General features: G+C 68.2%; 21 protein-coding genes. 19 read left to right on the top strand and 2 right to left on the bottom strand.

What is annotated here, in order from left to right:
* Window positions 1-47 precede the first annotated feature (47 nt).
* Window positions 48-1,199 carry a hypothetical protein gene (locus ACIPJY_RS10620; RefSeq protein ID WP_400464886.1) on the bottom strand — a complete coding sequence of 384 codons (1,152 nt, stop codon included), beginning with the start codon at window positions 1,197-1,199 and terminating at the stop codon, window positions 48-50.
* A gap of 134 nt (window positions 1,200-1,333) precedes the next feature.
* On the bottom strand, window positions 1,334-1,732 hold the full coding sequence (locus ACIPJY_RS10615) for a VOC family protein (RefSeq protein WP_400464889.1): 399 nt from the start codon (window positions 1,730-1,732) through the stop codon (window positions 1,334-1,336).
* Window positions 1,733-1,965: 233 nt separating this feature from the next.
* On the opposite strand from ACIPJY_RS10615, the gene ACIPJY_RS10610 reads away from it, so the two are divergent.
* The 19 genes from ACIPJY_RS10610 (at window position 1,966) to ACIPJY_RS10520 (ending at window position 22,498) form a co-directional block, all read left to right on the top strand.
* Complete coding sequence (locus ACIPJY_RS10610) at window positions 1,966-3,636, top strand: GspE/PulE family protein (RefSeq protein ID WP_400464892.1); 1,671 nt, start codon at window positions 1,966-1,968, stop codon at window positions 3,634-3,636.
* 17 nt (window positions 3,637-3,653) lie between these two features.
* Window positions 3,654-5,294 carry a type IV pilus twitching motility protein PilT gene (locus tag ACIPJY_RS10605; RefSeq protein ID WP_400464895.1) on the top strand — a complete coding sequence of 547 codons (1,641 nt, stop codon included), beginning with the start codon at window positions 3,654-3,656 and terminating at the stop codon, window positions 5,292-5,294.
* Complete coding sequence (locus ACIPJY_RS10600; protein ID WP_400464898.1) at window positions 5,294-6,517, top strand: type II secretion system F family protein; 1,224 nt, start codon at window positions 5,294-5,296, stop codon at window positions 6,515-6,517. The genes ACIPJY_RS10605 and ACIPJY_RS10600 overlap by 1 nt, the downstream gene beginning before the upstream one ends.
* A gap of 193 nt (window positions 6,518-6,710) precedes the next feature.
* Window positions 6,711-7,142, top strand: a complete 432-nt coding sequence (locus ACIPJY_RS10595) for a type II secretion system protein (protein ID WP_400464901.1) — start codon at window positions 6,711-6,713, stop codon at window positions 7,140-7,142.
* 75 nt (window positions 7,143-7,217) lie between these two features.
* Window positions 7,218-8,588 carry a prepilin-type N-terminal cleavage/methylation domain-containing protein gene (locus ACIPJY_RS10590; protein ID WP_400464904.1) on the top strand — a complete coding sequence of 457 codons (1,371 nt, stop codon included), beginning with the start codon at window positions 7,218-7,220 and terminating at the stop codon, window positions 8,586-8,588.
* Window positions 8,585-9,292, top strand: coding sequence for a type II secretion system protein J (locus ACIPJY_RS10585; RefSeq protein ID WP_400464907.1), 708 nt, complete (start codon window positions 8,585-8,587; stop codon window positions 9,290-9,292). Before ACIPJY_RS10590 ends, ACIPJY_RS10585 begins: the two co-directional genes overlap by 4 nt.
* 17 nt (window positions 9,293-9,309) lie before the next feature.
* Entirely contained in the window at window positions 9,310-11,127 is a 1,818-nt protein-coding gene (locus tag ACIPJY_RS10580) for a hypothetical protein (protein ID WP_400464908.1), read from the top strand.
* Window positions 11,124-11,981 (top strand): prepilin peptidase, encoded by an 858-nt coding sequence (locus ACIPJY_RS10575; protein WP_400464911.1) that lies wholly within the window; start codon window positions 11,124-11,126, stop codon window positions 11,979-11,981. Before ACIPJY_RS10580 ends, ACIPJY_RS10575 begins: the two co-directional genes overlap by 4 nt.
* A 97-nt stretch (window positions 11,982-12,078) precedes the next feature.
* Window positions 12,079-13,131 (top strand): type IV pilus assembly protein PilM, encoded by a 1,053-nt coding sequence (gene pilM, locus ACIPJY_RS10570; RefSeq protein ID WP_400464914.1) that lies wholly within the window; start codon window positions 12,079-12,081, stop codon window positions 13,129-13,131.
* On the top strand, window positions 13,128-13,901 hold the full coding sequence (locus ACIPJY_RS10565; protein WP_400464917.1) for a hypothetical protein: 774 nt from the start codon (window positions 13,128-13,130) through the stop codon (window positions 13,899-13,901). The genes pilM and ACIPJY_RS10565 overlap by 4 nt, the downstream gene beginning before the upstream one ends.
* Before the next feature lies 1 nt (window position 13,902).
* On the top strand, window positions 13,903-14,622 hold the full coding sequence (locus tag ACIPJY_RS10560; protein ID WP_400464920.1) for a hypothetical protein: 720 nt from the start codon (window positions 13,903-13,905) through the stop codon (window positions 14,620-14,622).
* A 174-nt stretch (window positions 14,623-14,796) separates the two neighbouring features.
* Window positions 14,797-15,411: a hypothetical protein gene (locus ACIPJY_RS10555; protein ID WP_400464922.1), complete on the top strand. Its 615-nt coding sequence runs from the start codon at window positions 14,797-14,799 to the stop codon at window positions 15,409-15,411.
* A 37-nt stretch (window positions 15,412-15,448) separates the two neighbouring features.
* On the top strand, window positions 15,449-15,871 hold the full coding sequence (locus ACIPJY_RS10550; protein ID WP_400464925.1) for a DUF6121 family protein: 423 nt from the start codon (window positions 15,449-15,451) through the stop codon (window positions 15,869-15,871).
* Window positions 15,872-16,136: 265 nt separating this feature from the next.
* Window positions 16,137-17,381, top strand: a complete 1,245-nt coding sequence (locus tag ACIPJY_RS10545) for a hypothetical protein (RefSeq protein WP_400464928.1) — start codon at window positions 16,137-16,139, stop codon at window positions 17,379-17,381.
* Window positions 17,382-17,707: 326 nt separating this feature from the next.
* A complete protein-coding gene (gene rpsL / locus ACIPJY_RS10540; RefSeq protein WP_058728453.1) occupies window positions 17,708-18,076 on the top strand; it encodes a 30S ribosomal protein S12 in 369 nt (122 codons plus the stop codon).
* Window positions 18,077-18,081: 5 nt separating this feature from the next.
* The gene (gene rpsG / locus ACIPJY_RS10535) at window positions 18,082-18,552 is read left to right on the top strand and encodes a 30S ribosomal protein S7 (protein WP_144760634.1); all 471 of its coding nucleotides are present in this window, start codon (window positions 18,082-18,084) and stop codon (window positions 18,550-18,552) included.
* A gap of 87 nt (window positions 18,553-18,639) precedes the next feature.
* Entirely contained in the window at window positions 18,640-20,757 is a 2,118-nt protein-coding gene (gene fusA, locus ACIPJY_RS10530) for an elongation factor G (protein ID WP_400464931.1), read from the top strand.
* Between the two features lie 156 nt (window positions 20,758-20,913).
* Window positions 20,914-22,101: an elongation factor Tu gene (tuf, locus tag ACIPJY_RS10525; protein WP_123700880.1), complete on the top strand. Its 1,188-nt coding sequence runs from the start codon at window positions 20,914-20,916 to the stop codon at window positions 22,099-22,101.
* A gap of 145 nt (window positions 22,102-22,246) precedes the next feature.
* Window positions 22,247-22,498, top strand: coding sequence for an Rv0909 family putative TA system antitoxin (locus ACIPJY_RS10520; protein ID WP_400464934.1), 252 nt, complete (start codon window positions 22,247-22,249; stop codon window positions 22,496-22,498).
* Window positions 22,499-22,588 lie beyond the last annotated feature (90 nt).

Raw genomic sequence — 22,588 nt, 5'->3', positions numbered from 1 at the left:
CGAAGGAAGGGCCCCGCATCCACTGGACGCGGGGCCCTTCCTGCGTTTCAGCGGTAGGTGAGGGTGACGCTGCCGTGCTGGCCCTCGTCGCCGGTGACCGTGACGGTGACGGTGCCGCCGGCCATCCGGCGCGGGTCGAGCGTGACGGTCCACTTCGAGGACCCGGGCACCGGGGGCTCGACGCGGTTGCCGTCGGCGTCGGTGACCGGGCTGCCGTCGGCGTCGGTGAACGACAGTCGGGCGCCCGGCTCGGCGCCGCCGGTGAGGACGAGCTGCTTCGGTGTGTACTTCGCGACGCTCGCGGTCACCGGGAACGGGATCGTGGCACCGGTCGTCGTCGATCCGACCAGCTTGCCGCCGTCGTACACCTCGGCCACGATGCCCATGAAGCGGGTGTCCGCGTCCGGGTACGCGAGGTCCGCGCTCCAGGTCCCGTCCGCGTTCGTGGTCCAGTCGGTCCCGTCGACCAGGGGCCACGGGGCGCCGGACGCGTCGACGAAGCGCATCTCGGTGCCGGCGGGACCGCGACCGGCCACGTGCACCAGGCGACTGCCCGGGTCGACGCGGACCTCGTCCACGAGCAGCGCCGGTTCGAGGAGGGCCGAGGCGGTGATCCGGAGCTGCTCGGTGCCGTCGAACCGTTCGCTCGCAGTGACGGTGTGCGGACCGAACGCCAGTCCGGTGATCCGGTGGGCGACGGCGCCGTCGCGGTCGACGGTCGCGGTCCCGCTCGGGATGCCGTCCACGCTCAGGTCGACGTGGGCCCGTGGCTCGAATCCCGCGCCGATCACGCGGATCGACCGCTGCCAGTTCTCGCGGGCCACCACCATGTGCTGGTAGCTCACGGTGCGGGTCGTGGCCGAGAGCGTCCGTGGCGGGGAGCCGATCGAGTCCGTGACCCGGAAGGTGTGGTCGCCGGGGCCGTCGACGTGCGCGACGGTGCGCCAGGTGCCGTTCGGCTGCACGCGGGTCTGCACCGCGGCGCCGTCCGACGGGGTCACCTCGATGAGACCGCCGGGATCGCCACCGCCGGTCAGCGTGACGTCGCCGGCGTTGTGGGCGATGGAACCGACCCGGGCCGAGAACTCCGCGGCGTGCGCCGGGACGGCGACGGCGACGGATCCGACCGACAGGGCAGCCACGGCCAGGCCGGCGGTCAGCCGCCGACGTACCACATCTGAAATACGTGTCTTCTGCATGCCGACAGCGTGGCACTGCGCGGCTGCCGCGTCCAGACCCGAAACGTGACGTTCACGAAGTTGCTGCACCGCAGAACGGACGGGAGGCACGGTGCGGGCCCGCACCGTGCCTCCCGTCCGTCCGCTGCTCGCGTCTAGAGCGCGCGGCCGGCCCCGCTGTCCTTGCCGTCGGATCCGCGGCCGGTCTCGTCCGCCAGGGAGTACAGGCTGAGGACGTTGCCGTCGGGGTCGCGCACGTCGAACCAGTCGATCGCGCCGTCGACGCGTTCCACCGGGCCGACGTCGATGCCGAGCGCGGCGATCCTGGTGTGCTGCGCGGCGACGTCGTCCACGCCGAAGCGGACGACCGCGGAGTTCTCCTCGGCGTCCGGGTCTTCGACGAGCTGGATCCAGATCCCGCCGATCTCGTACTCCGCGACGCCCTCGGCGGGTTCGAGGTCGGGGTCCACGCGCTCGAACACCGCGCCGTACCAGAGGCAGGACGCCTCGAGGTCGGTGACGGGCAGCCCCACGGTCACGCTCGTGATCTCCATGACTCATCATGTCCCGGCGGCCCGCTGCGCGTCGAGGGTTTTTCCCCACAGCAGGCATCCTGCAGCCGCTGTCCACAGCCCCCGTTCTGGGTGTGCCAGGAGGCCTCCGCCCCCTCATTCTGGGACTGCGGGGCGGCACGGTCCCGGACATAGCGTGGACAGGCGTCGAACCCGAACGGCGCAGCGCCTGCACCCCACACCAGCGTTCACTCAACCCAGGAGGCTCCGAGCCCATGGCGACGCTCTCCGAGATCCTGATCCTCAACGGAGCACTCCCGATCGAGCACCTCGACTCGCTCACCGGCGACGAGGAGATCGACGAACGGTCGATCCGCTCCCTGGTGAGCCAGGGCGTGGTCAGCGAGGCGCAGTTCATCACCGCCCGTGCGGCGTCGAACAACTCCAAGACGGTCGCGCTCACCGACTACCCGGTCGACGGCACCGCGGTGTCGATCCTGCCGGCGGCACTCTGCCGGCGCCACGGCGTGCTCGGTGTCGGGTTCGAGGGCGACGTCCTCGTGCTCGCGATGGTGAACCCGACGAACGTCCTCGCGATCGACGACGCCCGCGCCGCGTCCGGCCGGGCGATCAAACCGCTCCAGGTCGAGGAGCGTGACCTCGCCAGCGCGCTCGACCGCTACCTCCGCGCCGACGACGAGCTGAACGACCTGACGTCCTCGCTGGAAGAAGAGGCCTCGGCGACGGCGCAGCAGCAGGCGGACATCTCCGAGGGCTCCCTCGACGACGTCCCGATCGTGCGCTTCGTGAACCTGCTCGTCTCGCAGGCCATCCAGGACCACGCCTCGGACATCCACATCGAGCCGGGCGAGCACGAGGTCCGGGTGCGCTACCGCATCGACGGTGTCCTGCACGAGATGGCGCCGGCACCGAAGAACATCCAGAACGGCGTGATCAGCCGCCTGAAGATCATGAGCGACATCGACATCGCCGAGCGACGGAAGCCGCAGGACGGCCGCATGTCGGTGCGCCACGGCGGGCGTCAGATCGACCTCCGCGTCGCGACCCTGCCGACCGTCTGGGGCGAGAAGGTCGTCATGCGGATCCTCGACAACACGAACACGTCGATGACCCTCTCGGACCTCAACCTGCTCGAGCGGAACGCCGCCGCGTACCAGCGGTCCTACTCGAAGCCGTACGGCATGATCCTGGTGACCGGGCCCACCGGCTCGGGCAAGTCGACCACGCTGTACACGACGCTCAACGCCGTGGCCCGCCCGGAGATCAACGTGATCACCGTCGAGGACCCGGTCGAGTACCGGATGGCCGGCATCAACCAGGTGCAGGTCAACCCGAAGGCCGGACTGACGTTCGCCTCCGCGCTCCGCAGCATCCTGCGGTCCGACCCCGACGTCGTGCTCCTCGGTGAGATCCGTGACCACGAGACCGCCCAGATCGCGATCGAGGCATCGCTCACCGGCCACCTGGTCCTCTCGACCCTGCACACGAACGACGCCCCGTCCGCGGTCACCCGCCTGACGGAGATGGACATCGAGCCGTTCCTGGTCGGGTCGGCGCTGGACTGCGTCGTCGCGCAGCGCCTGGCGCGGAAGCTCTGCGACCGCTGCAAGGCGCCCGCCGTGTACGAACCGTCCCAGCTGCGGGCGCTCGGGTTCGTCCAGGGGGCGGATGCCGAGATCCCGGAGTTCTTCGCGCCGATCGGCTGCGCCGTGTGCTCGAACACCGGGTACCGCGGCCGCATCGCCCTGCACGAGGTGATGACCGTGTCCGAGGAGATCGAGCGGCTCGCCGTCGCCCGTGCCTCGAGCGCCGAGATCAGCCGCGTCGCGCAGGACCAGGGCATGCTCACCCTCCGTCAGGACGGGTGGGAGAAGGTGAAGCTCGGCATGACGAGCATCGACGAGATCCTGCGCGTGGTGGCGTAGGCCGAGGAGAGCACGAGATGACCGACTCCGTGTACGACATCACCGCGGCGGGCGACGAGCCCGTCGCCGGCTGGCACCCCGTTCGCCCCGGCGCTGAGATGGGATCCCGACGCGCTGCCCGCATGGCCGAGACTGGGCAGCAGCCTCAGGTCCCGGCGCCGGCGGACCCCGTCGTCCCGGTCTACGACCTGTCCGACGACCTCGCCGGATGGCCCGCACCGTCCGGCTCGCCCGTCGCGGTGCCGGTCGCCCAGCCGCACACCGCTCCGGCGACACCTCCGGCGGCGGTACCGCCGTCGACGGCCAGCTACGGGTACGGATCCGGTGACGGTACCGTCGGCTGGGCGGACCAGACGACCCAGCACCTGCCGGTCGTGGCTGCGGAACCGACCACGGTCTTCCCGGTCGTCGCCGGCTACGGCGCTGCGGAGCCGGCGCACCTCGCGCAGGCCACCGCTGCGGCCGACCCGTCCACGCCGGAGATCGGATTCACCCGCCACGCGCGTGAAGTGGCGGACCCCGACCTCATCACCGCACTCGCCCAGGTCGTCTACCAGGGCGCCTCCGACCTCCACGTGACCGCGGACGCCCCGCCCACCGTCCGTGTCGACGGCGGACTCCGCCCCGCGGTGCCCGGCGGCCCGTGGGCGCGGAACAAGGTCATCGCCGCGCTCAAGACGCTCATGACCGTCGAGCAGGCCGGCCAGTTCGACCACGAGCAGGAACTCGACTTCGCGTACTCGCTGTCACCGGAGTACCGCTTCCGCGTGAACTACTACCAGCAGCGCGGCAACTGGGGAGCGGCCTTCCGCATCATCCCCACGAAGATCAAGACGCTCAAGCAGCTCGGCATCCCCGAGCACGTCGGCGACTTCGCCAAGCTACCGCGTGGCCTCGTGCTCGTCACCGGACCGACCGGGTCCGGCAAGTCGACCACGCTCGCCGCACTCATCGACCTGGTCAACGAGACCCGCGCCGACCACATCGTGACGGTCGAGGACCCGATCGAGTTCATGCACGACCACAAGAAGGCGATCATCAACCAGCGTGAGGTCGGGGCGGACACGCAGTCCTTCGCGAAGGCGCTGAAGCACGTCCTCCGGCAGGACCCCGACGTCATCCTGATCGGCGAGCTCCGCGACCTCGAGACGATCTCCGTCGCACTCACCGCCGCCGAGACCGGTCACCTGGTGTTCGCGACGCTGCACACGCAGAGCGCCCCGGGCACCATCGACCGTGTCATCGACGTCTTCCCGCCGCACCAGCAGGGACAGATCCGCACGCAGCTCGCCTCAACGCTCGAAGGTGTCGTCTGCCAGACGCTCGTGCCGAAGGCGAGCGGTGTCGGCCGCGTCGTCGCAACCGAGATCATGACCACCACCCCCGCCATCGGCAACCTCATCCGCGAGGGCAAGACCTACCAGATCACCTCCGCCATGCAGGCGGGCCGCGATTCGGGCATGCACACGATGGACCAGGACCTCGCCGAGCTCGTCAACGTCGGCACCATCACGCGGCGAGCGGCGATGGAGAAGGTGCACGACCACGAAGGATTCGACCGGCTCGTGCAGCGCGTCGAATCACCGTCCGACTCGTCCGCCGCGGCGATCGCTGCAAGCGGTATCGACTTCGGCGACAAGTTCTCCGGAGGCCACTGATGTCACTCGCGTTCGACTACCGGGGCCGGGACGGCGGCGGCAAGCTCGTCAAGGGGCGTCTCGACGCCGCTTCCGAGGGGGCTGTCGTCCAGCGGCTGCGCACGATGGGGGTCTCACCGATCGCCATCACCGAGGCGAAGGCCGGCACGGGGCTCCAGACTGAGATCAAGATCCCTGGGTTCGAGAAGGGCGTCGGGCTCAAGGACCTCGCCATCGTGTCGCGCCAAGCGTCGACCATGCTCTCCTCGGGTCTCTCGCTGCTCCGGACGCTCTCGATCCTCACGGACCAGACCGAGAACAAGAAGCTCAGGGGCATCCTCGAAGACGTCCGCGATCAGGTCGAGCGAGGCGTCGCGTTCTCCGACGCGGTCGCCAAGTACCCGGTCGACTTCCCGCCGATCATGATCAACATGATCCGCGCAGGCGAGACCGGCGGCTTCCTCGACCAGGCCATGGACTCCATCGCCACGAACTTCGAGAAGGAGCACAAGCTCCGCTCGACGATCAAGTCGGCGATGACCTACCCCGTCGTGGTCCTCTGCATGTCGCTGGCAGCGGTCGTCATCATGCTCGTCTTCATCGTCCCGATCTTCCAGGACATGTTCTCGAGCCTCGGCGGGAAGCTCCCGCTCCCGACGATGATGCTCGTCTACATGTCGCACGCAATGGTGTACGTGGGGCCGATCCTGGCCGTGCTGATCATCGTGGGGTTCTTCTGGTGGCGGGCGAACAAGAACTCGCCGCGAGTGCGGGCAGCGATCGACCCGATCAAGCTCCAGCTGCCGGTCTTCGGCGGGCTGAACAGAAAGATCGTCATCGCACGTTTCTCGCGCAATCTCTCGAACATGATCGGTGCCGGTGTGCCAATTCTGCAGGGATTGCAAATCGCCGGTGAAGTCTCCGGGAACTACGTCGTGGAAAGTGCCGTGAGCCGCGTTGCAGAGGCGGTGCGAAAGGGAGACACGATCGCCGAGCCGTTGTTGAAGGAATCGGTCTTCCCCGCGATGGTCTCGCAGATGGTCGCTGTCGGTGAAGACGCTGGATCGCTCGAGATCATGCTCGAGAAGATCTCTGAGTTCTACGACAGTGAGGTCGAATCGACGACAGAAACCCTCACCTCCCTGATTGAGCCCCTGCTCATCGCGTTCCTCGGCGTGGTCGTCGGCGGCATGATCGTCGCGCTGTACCTGCCGATCTTCCAGATCACGAGCCTCATCAAGTAATCGTCGGCACCACCCCCGTCACTCGGACGGGGGTGGTTTGCTTTGCTGGCGCCCCCGCTTCTGGGGGCATTTTGCTACCTGGTGACCCCCGTTCTCGGGATTACCGCGACAATCCTCCTCGAATACGCTGATCACCGGCGGCGAGCAAAGCCCCGAAATCCCCAATCGACATTCCCGAATGAATGGAAAATCCATGTACTTCGCTCTCATGGGCAAGCTCGACGCTCGCCGCAAGGGTCTCCTCGCCGACAAGGAAAAGGGCTTCACGCTCATCGAGCTCCTCGTCGTCGTCATCATCATCGGCATCCTCGCCGCGATCGCGATCCCGGTGTACATCGGCGTGCAGAACAACGCGAAGGACTCGGCCGCGAAGTCCGATCTGACGAACGCGAAGACCGCCGTGATCTCGTACTACACGCAGAACAACGCCAACCCGACGGCGCTCACCGGCCTGGAGGACCAGGGCTACACCGCGTCGACATACACCTCGCCCGGCGTCACGCCGGCCTTCAAGTCCGGTTCCGGTGCTGCGGACGGCAAGTTCTGCATCCAGGTCACGAGCAACGCCGGAAAGCCGTTCAGCGTGACGCAGAACGGTGGCGTCGTCAGCGGTCTCTGCTCCTAGTCGTCGTGAAGCGGGTCGTGCCGTCGGCGCGACCCGCTTCGTCGCATCCTGATCCACTCCGTGAAGGGACCGTCCATGCTCCGCCTGGTCGACCGGCTCCGCGACGCGCGCGAGCAGGAGGACGGCTTCACGATCATCGAGGTCATGGTCGCCATGACGATCTTCGCGATCATCGCGGCCGGGGTAGCCGCGGGCATCGTGTCGAGCATCTACCTCACGCAGGACAACCGCTCCCGCGAGGCTGCGCTGAACCTCGCGACACAGGAGATCGACCAGGTGCGCAGCACGAAGGACATCTTCAGCGTCACGAACACCTCCACCCCGGCGACGGTGGGCGGGAAGTCCTACACCGTGACGCGCACGTCGAACTGGATCACCTCCTCCGGCACGGACAACGCCTGCGGTGCGGGTGACGGCCAGCTCGCCTACAAGCGCGTCAGCGTCAAGGTGAGCTGGACCAACGGGACCTCGAGCGACGCGCGCTCCGTCGTGATGGACACGATGGTGGCCCCGTCGACCTCGGTCTCGAGCGCATCGAGTTCGACCATCGTCGTCGCGGTCAACACCGCCAGTGGCGGTCCGAACACCGGCGTCAGCGTCGCCATCACCCCCGTCTCGGGCGGTGCGACGTCGCTGTCGGCGCAGCCGGCGGTGACCGATGCGAACGGGTGCACCTATGCCCTCAACGTCACGCCCGGGTCGTACAAGGTCGCGCCCACGAAGAGCGGCAACACCGACGAGACCCTGAGCGCTTCCCCGTCCTTCGTCGTCACGGCCGCCGCCGGCAGTGTCGCCAGCAAGACGTTCCTCCTCGACCAGCCCGCGACCGTGAACGTCCAGTACGCCGCGAACGCGCGCGCGGGCAGCAGCCCGAAGCTCCCGTCGGGCATCGCGACGACCTTCCTCCGGGGGAGCACGGCCACCCCGGTGACCGGCACCACGACGACCGTCTTCCCGTACTCCGACGGGTGGGCCGTCATGGCCGGCAACTACAACGCGTCCACGTGCAAGAACGTCAACCCGCTCTCATGGACGACACCGACGACCACGAACCTCATGGTCGACAGTGCGAGCGCCCCGGTCGGGATCGGCGCGGTCCCGGGCACCACCAGTTCGGTGAAGGTGCCGATGGCGCTCATCGACGTGAAGCTGAACGGTTCCGACACGGTGCTCACCGCAGTCGCGACACCCGGCACCACGGGTTCCAACGACCCCGGGTGCACGACGTCGCCCGCGACGACGTACACGTTCACCGGACTGAACGCCACGACAGCGACGACCATCGCGCTGCCCTACGGCACCTTCAAGTTCAGCGAGGGGACGTCGGCGACGTCGCTCGGCTCGAACACGCCGGTGTTCGCAGCGTCCGCGGGCGCGACGAACGTCAACGTGTCGGTCTCCGGGCGCACGGTGCTGTTCGACCCGCGCACGAAGGCGGCATCGTGACCACCTGTCTGCGGTCCCGTTGGCAGCGGCTGCTGCGCGACGAGCGCGGGATCAGCCTCGTCGAGCTCATCGTCGCGATGACCCTGAGCGTGCTCGTGCTGGCGATCGCCGGCTCCTTCCTCATCTCGACGCAGCGTGCATCGGTCACGGCGAGCGCCGTCAACGAGAACACCCGCACCGCTGCGGCGGCGATGAACGAGATGACCCGCGTGATGCGGTCGGCGACGGACAACCCGGTGTCGACCGGTGACGACCCGCAGTACGCCTTCCAGTACGCCAGCCCGACGAGCGTGCGGTTCTTCACCTACGTCAACACGTCGTCGACGGCGACGCAGCCCGTCCAGGTCCAGCTCTCGCTCGACACGACCACGGGGACGATCACCGAGACGAAGTGGTCGGGTACCGCCGTGGCGTACAGCGACTACTTCACCTTCCCGATGTCCGCCGGTGCGACGCTGAGCGCCGTACCGACGTCCACCCGCACGCTCGTGAACTCGGTCGTGTCCACCGCGGTGTTCACGTACTACAACGCGGGCGGTGTCGTCCTCGGCTCGTCCACCACCCCGGTCAGCGCGACCGATCTGCCGAACGTCCGCCGGGTGACCGTCACCGTGACGACCGGCAAGAGCGTCTCGGACACCCGCGCCACGACCATCACCAACAGCGTCAACCTGCCGAACATCGTGATGGGAGCATCCTCGTGATCCGGATCCTGCGTGCCATGCGCGCCCGCGATGACGAACGCGGCGTCGCCCTCGTGGCGGTTGTCGGGATCGGCATGGTCGTCATGATGCTCGTCGCCACGCTCGTCGCCGTCGCGACGAACGGCGCCAAGGTGACGACGAGCGATCGGGACTGGGCACGGGCAGCGGCCGCGGCCTACGCGGGCATCGCGGACTACCAGGCCCGCCTCAACGCGGACAACAGCTACGGGAACTACGGGCAGAAGCTCGCGCCGTTCAGCCAGGCGACGTCCAGCAACTTCACGAAGGGCACCGGCGACAACCCGGCGTTCGACTACACCGCCGGTGGGCGCTGGGTCAGTGTCCCGGGATCGAACGGTGCGGCGAGCGACGGTTCGTACCGGTATGCCGTCGACAACTCGAAGCTCACCTCGCAGGGCGTCATCCGCGTCCAGTCCACCGGGAAGGCCGGATCGACCACCCGGACGTTCATCGCGAACGTGAAACCGGACGGATTCTCGAACTACCTGTACTTCACGAACTACGAGTCGCAGGACCCCTCGGTCAGCAGCGAGACGTACAGCTACAAGTGCGGCTCGTCGACGTGCACGGCGCCCTGTGTGAGCGCCTACCAACCGCTGGCCGGTTCCACGAACTGCCAGTACATCCAGTTCGCCGCGGGGGACACGCTCGAGGGTCCGGTGCGCTCGAACGACCAGTTCCGCATCTGTGGCGCCACGTTCAAGAGCACGGTGCAGAGCGTCTACGGCTGGGCCAAGACGGGGTGCACGGGCACGACGCCGAACTTCGCGTCCAACCCGACGACGAGCTCGACGCTCACGCCGCCCGCCACGATCTCGGACCTCCGTGACTACATGCGGACCGACCTCGCGACGACGACCAACACGGTCGAGGGCCCCGGCTGCCTCTACACGGGTCCGACCAAGATCACTTTCCTGGGCGGCGGCAAAGTGAACATCGTGTCCCCGTTGACGGTCGTGACGACGGTCACCGGGACGATGAACCAGTCGGGTGGATTGCTCACGGGCGGGGCGGCGCCGGCACGCTGTGGAGACGTCGCGGCGCTGCACACCTCGGCTGGCGCGACCATCGACATCCCGAAGAACAACCTGATCTACGTCCAGAACGAGCCGGGTTCGAGGTCCGGGTCGTCGCAGGACCCGAACCTGTGGAGCGCGTCGAGCTACAAGACACAGGCGACCGCCTGCTCGAACACCACCAGGGCGAGCGCGTACACGACGCTGCCGGCGAACGGGGTCGGCTTCCCCGAGGTCGGCACCAACTCCAGCAACAGTGAGGCGAACCCGACAGCCGGCCTCGGGAACGCTGTGACCAACCCGTACAAGTGCGACAACGGCGACGTGTTCGTCCAGGGCACGGTGGACAAGGCGGTCACCATCGCCGCCGAGAACTTCGTCTACGTGACCGGCGACATCACCTACCCGGCCAACCGCACGGCGTCGACGGTCCTCGGCCTCATCGGACAGCAGGCCGTCTGGGTCTGGAACCCGATCAACAGCTCGAACAGCACGTACAAGGCGAAGAACCGGCGCATCGACGCGGCGATCCTCTCCAACGACGGCACCTTCGCGGTCCAGAACTACACACTCGGGTCGAGCCGGGGGACGTTGACGGTGAACGGCTCCATCGCGCAGAACTTCCGTGGTGCCGTTGCAACGACCGGCGGCACCGGGTACGCGAAGGACTACGAGTACGACTCCTCGCTCGCGACGTACACCCCGCCGAAGTTCCCGCAGCCGACGATCACGACCTACCGGGTGTCGACCCAGGTCGAGTCCAAGACCGCGTACAGGGCCGACGGGAGCGCGACGTGAATCCGGAGATCTCGTTCCTGGCGACGATCACGGGGGTACTCGGAGTCGCGGTCGGATCGTTCCTCAACGTGGTCGTGTACCGCGTCCCCGCAGGGCTCTCGGTGTCCCGCCCCGCGAGCGCCTGCCCACGGTGCGCGCACGCGATCCGCGGGTACGACAACGTCCCCGTGCTCTCTTGGCTCGTCCTGCGTGGCCGGTGCCGCGACTGTGCCGCGCCCATCTCGGCGCGCTACCCACTCGTGGAGGCCGCCACGGGCCTCCTGGCCGTCCTGGTGACCATGTTCTTCGTGACCGCACCGTGGAGTCCGCTGCGGACCGCGGCGCCGGACGGCACGGGCGCGGCCCTGGCCCACGGCGCGGTCGTCCTCATCGCCTATCTGTACGTCATGGCGATCAGCGTGGCGCTCACGCTCATCGACCTGGACACCCACACCCTCCCGAACCGCATCGTGCTCCCGGCGTACGCCGTGGTGCCGCTGCTGCTCGCAGCGGCGTCGGCGCTCTCGGGCGACTGGGGTGCACTGGCACGTGCCTTCCTCGGGCTCGTCGTGCTCGGCGGGGTGTACCTCGCGTTGGCGGTCGCGGTCCCCGGTGGCATGGGTCTCGGAGACGTGAAACTCGCCGGAGTCCTCGGCTTCGGGATGGCGTACCTCGGATGGGGACCCCTCGCAGTGGGTTCTTTCGGCGCCTTCGTCCTCGGCGGTATCTTCGCGATCGCAATGGTGGTCGTGCGTCGGGCGGGACGTCGGAGCGGCATCCCGTTCGGTCCCTGGATGCTCGCCGGTGCTTGGCTCGGCATCTCCCTCGGCGGGCCGATCTGGTCGGCCTACCTCGGTGTGCTCGGCCTCAGTTGATCTCCGATCGCTCGCCCTGAACGTGGCCGTCACTCACGGCCAGCCCAACAGACCACCCGCAGCGCACCCGAGCCTGCGGCCCCGGAAGGACAACAGCATGGCGAAGAGCATCGTCGGCTTGGACATCGGCTCCGCCGCCATCCGCGCGGTCGAGGTCCACGACCACGACAAGCCGCAGCCGATGATCCTGCGGTTCGCTGAGGTCCCGGTTCCTCCCGGTTCCACCCGGCAGGGCGAGGTCGTCGAGCCGAACACGGTGGCGGGAGCACTCAAGCAGCTGTGGTCCGCCGGGAGGTTCCGCTCGAAGGACGTCGTGCTCGGGATGGGCAACCAGCGCGTGCTGTCCCGCGACCTCACGGTCCCGAAGGCGCCGCTCGCCCAGATCCGCGAATCGCTCCCGTTCCAAGTCCAGGACATGCTCCCGGTGCCCGTCGGCGACGCCATCCTCGACTTCTACCCGACCTCCGAGTCGATGAGCGAGCACGGCCCGGTCGTCAACGGTCTGCTGGTCGCTGCCCTGAAGGACGCGGTCCTCGCCAACGTCCGCGCGGTCCAGCACGCAGGACTGAACCCGGTCGGCGTCGACCTGATCCCGTTCGCGCTGTCGCGGGCCGTGGCTCCGACCGCGTCCCACCCGACGTCGGCCATCGTCGAGTGCGGTGGCAACACGACGACGGTCATGATCGTGACGCACGGCGTCCCGAAGTTCGTCCGCATCATCCCGACCGGCGGCGACGACGTCACGCGGATGCTCGCGGGCCGCCTGGGGATCCCGGAGGCCGAGGCAGAGGCCGTGAAGCGTTACCTCGGGATGGAGGCGCTCGGTGCGCACACCCCCGACGATGCACTCGCAGTTGCGGCGATCCGTGAGACGACCAGTGAACTGCTGGCGAGCCTGCGGAACACGGTCAACTACTTCGTGAGCACCCACCCCGACGAACCCGTCGGGGAGATCCTGCTGGTCGGCGGCGCTGCCGCTCTCCCCGGCTTCCGTGAATCCCTCTCCGAGTTCACCCGGATCCCGGTCCGCCACGGTGATCCGTTCGCGAACGCCGGGCTCTCCCGCGGGATCAGCCGCGACGTGCTGTACTCGCGCGGAGCGTCGATCGCCACAGCCTGGGGTCTGGCAGCCGGGGGGAAGGCAGCATGAGCGAAGCGACGAAGATCCGGCCGCCCCGTACCGGGCGTCCGGCCAAGACGAGCCAGAGTGCCGAGGGCCGCCTGTCCGCCGAGGTCGCCGAGCGCATCAGGCGGCAGGGGCGCGCCAACGCGCAACTGCTGACCATCGGCGGCCGGCCGCGCGCAGACCTCCTCCCGACCGAGGTCCTGGTGGACCGACGAGAACGCCGGGTCGTCCGGCGTTTCTGGGCCGGCGTCGTCGTCGTTGCCGTCGTCGCGGGGATCGCGATCGGTGGGACGTCGCTCCTGGCGACCGAGTCCGCGAACGACCTGGCTGACGCCCAGGCGCAGACACTCGCCCTGCTCCAGCAGCAGGCGCAGTTCAAGGACGTCCGCGACACCGAGGCCTCGACCTCGCTCCTCCGAGCTGCACAGGCGGTCGGAGGAGCGACCGAGATCGACTGGGGGACCTACCTCGGTTCGGTCAAGAGCTCGCTCCCCGGAGGGGTGGACATCACCGGCGTCACGGTCGACTCGGCATCACCGCTCGAGGCGTACGCCCAGGCCGACGCCCCGCTCCAGGGCCAGCGCATCGCCACCCTCACCTTCGACGCTGAGAGTCCGACGCTGCCCTCGGTCCCGGAGTGGCTCGATTCCGTCAGGACCATCGCCGGGTTCGTCGACGCAACCGCGAACGCGGTGACCCTCGACGAGACGTCAGGCACCTACACGGTCAACATGACGATCCACGTCAACGAGCAGGCCTTCGACGGCAAGTACGACCTCGACGGGGGGAAGTGACATGAGCAAGAACAGACTCAACATGATGATCGCGGTGCTGGCGATGGTCATCGTGGCAGCGGCCGGCTTCTTCCTCGGCGTGCAACCGCAGCTCGCGCAGGCTGCGTCGAACCGTGCGCAGCAGACCACGGTGGAGGCCACGAACAACACCACCGCGAAGGAACTCGCGCGACTCCGGGACCGGGCGAAGACCCTCCCCGAGATGCAGTCCGAGCTGACCGGTCTGGAAGCCTCGGTCCCCTCGACCGCGAGCATGTCGAGGTTCTACAGCGAGATCGACGGGATCGCCTCGACGTCCGGCGTCACGGTGTCGGCGATCACGACGTCCGATGCGCTCGCCTACGCGCCGCCTGCATCGTCGACCGCGACTGCCGCCGCCTCCGACGCGGCGGCCTCCGGTACAACCGCGACTCCCGAGCCGACCGCCTCTGCCAGCGCGTCGGCCGCGCCGACCGCCCCCGACGTGACCACGAACCCGTCGATCACCGGCTCGAACTTCTCGGTCATACCGGTCTCGGTGTCCGTCGACGGGTCGTTCGAACAGGCCCTGTCGTTCGCGTCGGGTACCAGGGACGGTGCTCGCCTGTTCCTGATCGACTCGATCTCGTCCTCGGCTCCGGACGGCTCTGCGGACGCCACGGCGGCATCCACGACGACCTGGACGTTCTCCGGCTACGTGTACGTCCTCCGCACCGGCTCGGATGCCCCCAGCAAGGGCTGATCTCACCGCTCCACGTCACCCCGCCAACTGGGGGAACCCGCGCCACGCCGAGTCCTCTTCCGCGACGCCTGTCGCTGTGCCTACGATGCTCCCGATGCCGCGTTCTGCGGCTCGTCCCACCCTCTCGGAACGGTCGGCTCGAACCGGCCGTTCCTCGTCGTGCCGGAGTCGCGCGTGTTGTCTGGAATCGTCGAATTCCTCGGCTGGTTCGGAGCCGTAACCGTCCTTGCTGGTTACATTCTCTTCTCGACGGGCAAGCTGCCGAACGGCCCCGTGTACCAGCTCTTCAATCTGGTGGGTGGCCTCGCGGTGGCGGTCAACGTCGCGGCCCACCACGCCATCCCGTCGACCATCGTGAACGGCATCTGGGCCGTCGTCGCGGTCGTCGTCCTGGTGCGCATGGCCCGCGCTCGCAGCACCTCGAAGCGAGCTGGTCTCGTGGTGCCGGCGGAGCTGACCACGGAGCCGCCGGCCACGACCGCGGTGCTGCCGGTGATCGGCCCCGCAGTGCGCCAGCACGAGACGGACGCAGCCGACAGCGCGGACGCAACCGACGTCGCAGACGCAACCGCCAGCGCGGACGCAACCGACGTCGCGGACGCACGCGCCGTGGCGGACGCGACCCCGAGCCTCCAGGCCGAGCCGGAACCGGCCGCCCCGATGACCGAGAGCGTCCCCGTCATCACCGCCGCCATCGCGCTCGCGCTCGTCAGCGCCGCGCAGGAGCAGCAGCGCGAGCAGCGTGCGCGCCGCGACGAGCAGCTCGACCGCGAGCAGCCCGTCACCTGACGCCCACCGGACCCGTCACCGGCGATACGATCGCTCCATGTCCCGATGGCTCGTGGCGACGATGACGTCAGTCCTCTTCATCGCCCTCGTGATCGCCGTGACGGGGTTCGAAGCGCTCCTCGCCGACGTCGAGGTGATCTCCCAGACCGACGCGACCCCGTACCTCGGCCCGGCGATGGTCGTCAGCGGCGCGGTCGTCGTCTTCGTCGCGACGGCGCTCGGGATCCCCGAGGGCAACCCGGGCGTCACCGGGCTCGTGGCAGCGGCGACGTCCTACCTGGTGATGCTCGGCGTCGGTGCGGTCGGGTACACGCTGATCCGCGGCGACATCACCGAGCTCCTGGTCTTCCCGGCCGGGTACGCACTCGGCCCCTTCGTCGTCGGCTCGGTCGTGGTGGCGCTCGTGTCCGTGGTGGGTGGGATCGCCCTCGCGCGGCACCAGCCGAAGCAGCCGCAGTGATCGACCGGCGCCGCTGAAACGCCGAGACACCGCCGTCCTGCCGAGACGTGCCGCCGCCGCGGCACCCCTGAACGGCCGAGACGCCGCCGTCCTTGCGAGACGCCGCCGGAAACGGCGGCGCCTCGGCACAAGAGCGGCGCCGCACCCGAAGAGCGGCGCCGCACTCGAAGAGCGGCGCCGCACCCGAAGAGCGGCGCCTCCGCCGCTCGCCGGTAGGCTCGACACTGCCGGACGACCGACCCGGCAGTGATGCAACGGGGGGACCATGACCGACCAGCCGACGACGCCGGACACGCCCCAGCAGCCGGATCCCCAGCAGCAGCCGGCACCAAAGCAAACGGAGCACACGCCCCAGCAGCAGCAGCCCGCCGGCTGGGACGCCGTCCCCCTCGTCGCCGACATCTCCGGCACCGCCGAGTCCCCCCAGCCGGACCGCGCCGTCCAGCCCGCCGACTCCGCGCACCCGTCCGCCCCTCCCCGCCCCCGCCGCCGACTCCGCCGCGGCCAGCTCATCGGCCTCGTCGCCGGCAGCGCCGCCGTGGTCCTGCTGCTCGTCGCCGGTGTCGTCGGGTACTCGGTCGGCTCGAGCACGCACTCGCCCGACCGTCCGGTGCAGGCGTTCCTCGACGACCTCACGGCCGGCAAGGTGGACGCCGCGCTGACGGAGGCCGGCGTACAGCACAGCAAGACCGACGTGCTCCTGACCGACGCCGCATACGACAAGGCGACCGGTCGTGTCACCTCGTACCGCATCACCGCGACGCAGACCGACGGCGACACCGCGAAGGTCGGCGCCTACCTGACCCAGGCCGGCCGGCAGGTCCCGATGACCTTCACCCTCGACAAGACGGGCACCGACTGGGGCGTGTTCCCGAAGTGGGAGCTCCAGGCGCCGGAGCTCGGCTCGGTCGAGGTCGCGGTACAGGGGCCGGCAAAGACCACGGTCGAGATCGCCGGCGCGACGGCGACGACCGACGCCTCCGGGACGATCTCGCTGCACGCACTCCCGGGCACGTACGACGTCGCGGTGGACGGCGGCAAGTGGTTCTCCGCGGACGCGACGACCGCGCAGGTGACCGGGTTCGGCGCCACGGCATCCACGCCGGTGTCGCTGACGACGTCGCTGACAGACGCCGGCACCAAGGCCGCCACCGCAGCGGTCGACGCCTGGGTCGACGCCTGCATCGCGTCCACCTCGACGACGCCGGACGGCTGCAGCTTCTACGCGTACGGCGAGAACCCCGCGAACACCTACACGAACCAGAAGTGGACGCTCGACTCCCGTCCGACCGTGAAGGTCTCGGGCTGGCTGTCGAAGGGCTGGGCCGTGTCGACGTCGTCCTACGGATCGGCGACCTTCACCGCCGACTTCACCGGCCCGTCCGGCACCGGCACCGCGAAGGCCGGCCCGATCAACGTCAACGCGAGCGGGTACATCACCGGCTTCTCCGACGCGGGCGCCACCTTCGTCTCCGCGATCGGCAACGGCTCCACCGAGTCCGGTTCCTGACGCCGGGTCGGGTCCCGAACGGAGCGGTCCGGCATCCGTGTCCGGTTCCGACGGAGTCGGCTCGGGCACCGGCCTGGAGGCTCGACACCCCTCCCACGGGACCGCCCACCCGGCGGGGTGGCCGGGATTGATTTCGCACGGTTACGCGGGTAGTCTCTTCTGGGTGTGCGCCCTCGGGCGCGCCTGAAAGTCCGGCGGGTCTGAGACCACGCCCGGACTGTCCGCCCCCAATCAACGGCCCGCCCTCATCGGCGGTCGTCTGCGTGGGCGAGGATGCCGACGGACCGCGTCGGCCAGAGAACACGAGCGAAGAACCAGGAGAACAGTTGCCTACTATTCAGCAGCTGGTTCGCAAGGGTCGTACGCCCAAGGTCGTCAAGACCAAGGCGCCGGCACTCAAGGCGAACCCCCAGCAGCGTGGTGTGTGCACCCGCGTCTACACCACCACCCCGAAGAAGCCGAACTCGGCACTGCGCAAGGTCGCTCGTGTCAAGCTCTCCAACGGCACCGAGGTCACGGCCTACATCCCCGGTGAGGGCCACAACCTGCAGGAGCACTCGATGGTGCTCGTCCGCGGCGGTCGTGTGAAGGACCTCCCCGGTGTGCGGTACAAGATCATCCGTGGCGCCCTCGACACGCAGGCCGTCAAGAACCGTAAGCAGGCGCGTAGCCGCTACGGCGCGAAGAAGGGTTGAGTTAGATGCCTCGTAAGGGTCCGGCCCCCAAGCGCCCCGTCGTCGCAGACCCCGTCTACGGCGCACCGATCGTCAGCCAGCTCGTCAACAAGATCCTCCTCGACGGCAAGAAGGGCCTCGCCGAGCGCATCGTCTACGACGCGCTCGAAGGTGTCTCGTCGAAGAACGGCCAGGACGCCGTCGTCACGCTCAAGAAGGCGCTCGACAACGTCCGACCGACCCTCGAGGTCCGCAGCCGCCGCGTCGGTGGCTCGACCTACCAGGTCCCGGTCGAGGTCAAGCCGCACCGTGCGAACACGCTGGCCCTGCGCTGGCTGACCTCGTACGCCAAGGCTCGCCGCGAGAAGACGATGACCGAGCGTCTCATGAACGAGATCCTCGACGCGTCGAACGGTCTCGGCGCCGCTGTCAAGCGTCGTGAAGACACCCACAAGATGGCCGAGTCGAACAAGGCCTTCGCGCACTACCGCTGGTAGTCACCGGCATCGTCCGGGCGCCGGCGGTCAAGAACCCCGGCGCCCTGACGGACGCCATCTCTCCTACAACTCTTCCGGAGGAACCCTGTGGCACAGGACGTGCTCACCGACCTGAACAAGGTCCGCAACATCGGCATCATGGCGCACATCGATGCTGGCAAGACCACGACGACCGAGCGCATCCTGTTCTACACGGGCATCACGCACAAGATCGGTGAGGTCCACGACGGCGCTGCCACGATGGACTGGATGGCGCAGGAGCAGGAACGCGGCATCACGATCACGTCGGCCGCGACGACCTGCTTCTGGGACAACAACCAGATCAACATCATCGACACCCCGGGTCACGTGGACTTCACGGTCGAGGTGGAGCGTTCGCTCCGCGTCCTCGACGGTGCGGTCGCCGTGTTCGACGGGAAAGAGGGCGTCGAGCCCCAGTCCGAGACCGTGTGGCGTCAGGCGGACAAGTACAACGTCCCGCGCATCTGCTTCGTCAACAAGATGGACAAGCTCGGTGCGGACTTCTACTTCACCGTCGACACGATCGTGAAGCGCCTCGGTGCCGAGCCGCTCGTGCTGCAGCTCCCGATCGGTGCGGAGTCCTCCTTCGAGGGCGTCGTCGACCTGGTCGAGATGCGTGCACTCACCTGGCGCGGCGACGCGAAGGGTGACGTCCAGATGGGCGCGAAGTACGAGATCGAGGAGATCCCCGCGGACCTCGTCGACCGTGCTGCCGAGTACCGCGAGAAGCTCATCGAGCGCGTGGCCGAGGCGAACGACGAGCTCATGGAGCGCTACCTCGAGGGCGACACCGACTTCTCGGTCGCCGAGATCAAGGCCGCGATCCGCACGCTCACCGTCAACTCCGAGCTCTACCCGGTCCTCTGCGGTTCTGCGTTCAAGAACCGTGGTGTCCAGCCGATGCTCGACGCGGTCATCGACTACCTGCCGTCGCCGCTCGACGTCCCGCCGATGATCGGTCACGACGTCAAGGACGAGGAGAAGGAGATCATCCGCAAGCCGGATGCCTCCGAGCCCTTCTCGGCGCTCGCGTTCAAGGTCGCGGTGCACCCGTTCTTCGGTCGCCTCACCTACGTCCGCGTGTACTCCGGCCACATCGAGTCCGGTGCACAGGTCATCAACTCGACCAAGGGCAAGAAGGAGCGCATCGGCAAGATCTTCCAGATGCACTCCAACAAGGAGAACCCGGTCGACGCCGTCACCGCCGGTCACATCTACGCGGTCATCGGCCTCAAGGACACGACCACCGGCGACACGCTCTGCGACCCGCAGGACCAGGTCGTCCTCGAGTCGATGACCTTCCCGGAGCCCGTCATCGAGGTCGCGATCGAGCCGAAGACGAAGGCTGACCAGGAGAAGCTCTCCACGGCCATCCAGAAGCTCGCCGAAGAGGACCCGACGTTCCGCGTCGAGCTCAACGCCGAGACCGGTCAGACCACGATCAAGGGCATGGGCGAGCTCCACCTCGACATCCTGGTCGACCGCATGAAGCGCGAGTTCAAGGTCGAGGCGAACGTCGGCAAGCCGCAGGTGGCCTACCGCGAGACCCTGACCAAGGTCGTCGAGCGCTACGACTACACCCACAAGAAGCAGACCGGTGGTTCCGGTCAGTTCGCGAAGGTGCAGATCGCGCTCGAGCCGATGGAGGTCACCTCCGAGAAGGTCTACGAGTTCGTGAACGCCGTCACCGGTGGTCGCGTGCCCCGCGAGTACATCCCCTCGGTGGACGCCGGCATCCAGGACGCCATGCAGGTCGGCATCCTGGCCGGGTACCCGACGGTGGGCGTGAAGGCGACCCTCAAGGACGGCGCGGCGCACGACGTCGACTCGTCCGAGATGGCGTTCAAGATCGCCGGCTCGATCGCGTACAAGGAAGCGGCTCGCAAGGCCGGTCCGGTCATCCTCGAGCCGATCATGGCCGTCGAGGTGCGCACGCCCGAGGAGTACATGGGCGACGTGATCGGTGACCTCAGCTCCCGTCGTGGCAACATCGCCGCGATGGAGGACGCCTCGGGCGTCAAGGTGGTCCGCGCGAGCGTGCCGCTGTCCGAGATGTTCGGCTACGTCGGGGACCTTCGTTCGAAGACCTCCGGTCGTGCCGTCTACTCGATGACCTTCGAGACCTACAACCAGGTCCCGTCGAACGTCGCCGAGGAGATCGTCGCGAAGGCCAAGGGCGAATAACGCTTCCGAGCGTGTTCTCCACAGGCGGGGGAGCCCGGCGACGGGCCCCTCGCCACCAAGTAAAGTAAAGACACACACACCGCGGACCAACGGTGCAGCACCCCGGACAGGGATGCTCCCGGTGGTGTCGCATCCGAGTCCTGAGGAGGACCCACAGTGGCCAAGGCCAAGTTCGAGCGCACCAAGCCGCACGTCAACATCGGAACCATCGGTCACGTCGACCACGGCAAGACCACGCTCACGGCGGCGATCACCAAGGTTCTGCACGACCAGTACCCGGACCTCAACGAGGCCCGTGACTTCGCTCAGATCGACAACGCCCCCGAAGAGCGCCAGCGCGGCATCACGATCAACATCTCGCACGTCGAGTACCAGACGGAGAAGCGCCACTACGCGCACGTCGACGCTCCTGGTCACGCCGACTACGTGAAGAACATGATCACCGGTGCGGCCCAGATGGACGGCGCGATCCTCGTGGTCGCCGCCACCGACGGTCCCATGCCCCAGACGCGTGAGCACGTGCTGCTCGCCCGCCAGGTCGGCGTGCCCTACATCGTCGTCGCGCTGAACAAGTCCGACATGGTGGACGACGAGGAGATCCTGGAGCTCGTCGAGCTCGAGGTCCGCGAGCTCCTCGGCTCGCAGGAGTTCGACGAGGACGCCCCCGTCGTGCAGGTCTCGGCGCTCAAGGCGCTCGAGGGCGACGAGAAGTGGGTCAAGTCGGTCCAGGACCTCATGGCCCAGGTCGACGAGTTCGTGCCGGACCCCGTGCGTGCCACGGACCAGCCCTTCCTCATGCCGATCGAGGACGTCTTCACGATCACCGGTCGTGGCACCGTCGTCACCGGTCGCGTCGAGCGCGGCGAGCTGGACCTCAACTCCGAGGTCGAGATCGTCGGCATCAAGCCGACCCAGAAGACCACGGTCACGGGCATCGAGATGTTCCGCAAGCTGCTCGACAAGGCAGTCGCCGGTGACAACACCGGTCTGCTCATCCGTGGCCTCAAGCGTGAGGACGTGGAGCGCGGCCAGGTCGTCGTGAAGCCGGGTTCGGTCACGCCGCACACCGAGTTCAAGGCGAACGCGTACATCCTGAACAAGGAAGAGGGCGGCCGTCACAACCCGTTCTACGCGAACTACCGCCCGCAGTTCTACTTCCGCACCACGGACGTCACCGGCGTCATCACGCTGCCCGAGGGCACCGAGATGGTCATGCCCGGCGACACCGTTTCGATGACGGTCGAGCTGATCCAGCCGATCGCCATGGAAGAGGGCCTGCGCTTCGCCATCCGTGAGGGTGGCCGCACGGTCGGCGCCGGCACGGTCGAGTCGATCATCAAGTAACTCCGGTTCCTGCGTGAGCGGGGTCGGACCTTCGGGTCCGGCCCCGCTTTCGTCGTTCACGGGGAGTTCGCGGACAACCCGCCGGGGTCGGAGCACGATGTTGCCCAAGCGGTCGGAAGCGCCGACCGGCCCCCGAGGAGGAACCGTGGCCAGCTTCGACGACATCCAGAAGAACGTCTCCGCGAAGGCGCAGGCGGTGACCGACCAGGCGAAGGCCTTCGTCGACGCGAACAAGGACAAGATCGAAGAGGCCCTGCAGAGCGAGAAGGTCGAGGAGGTCTCGGACAAGATCGTCCACGGGCTCGCGGACGGCATCAAGAAGGTCACCGGTGGGAAGTTCGACGAGCAGATCGACAGCGCCGCCGAGAACGTGGACAAGCACCTCGGCAAGGAGTGACGGGGATGCGTCGGCGTGATGGCCGACCGGGATGTACCCCTCTCTGGGTGCATCGAGGAACGTTGCAGTTTCGATACCGTTGAGTCGCGG

It is taken from the genome of Curtobacterium sp. NPDC090223, from assembly GCF_044746585.1.
In the GTDB taxonomy this organism is placed as follows: Bacteria; Actinomycetota; Actinomycetes; order Actinomycetales; family Microbacteriaceae; genus Curtobacterium.
The sequence above is the reverse complement of the archived record's forward strand: the minus strand, read 5'-3'. Positions and strand labels throughout refer to the sequence as shown.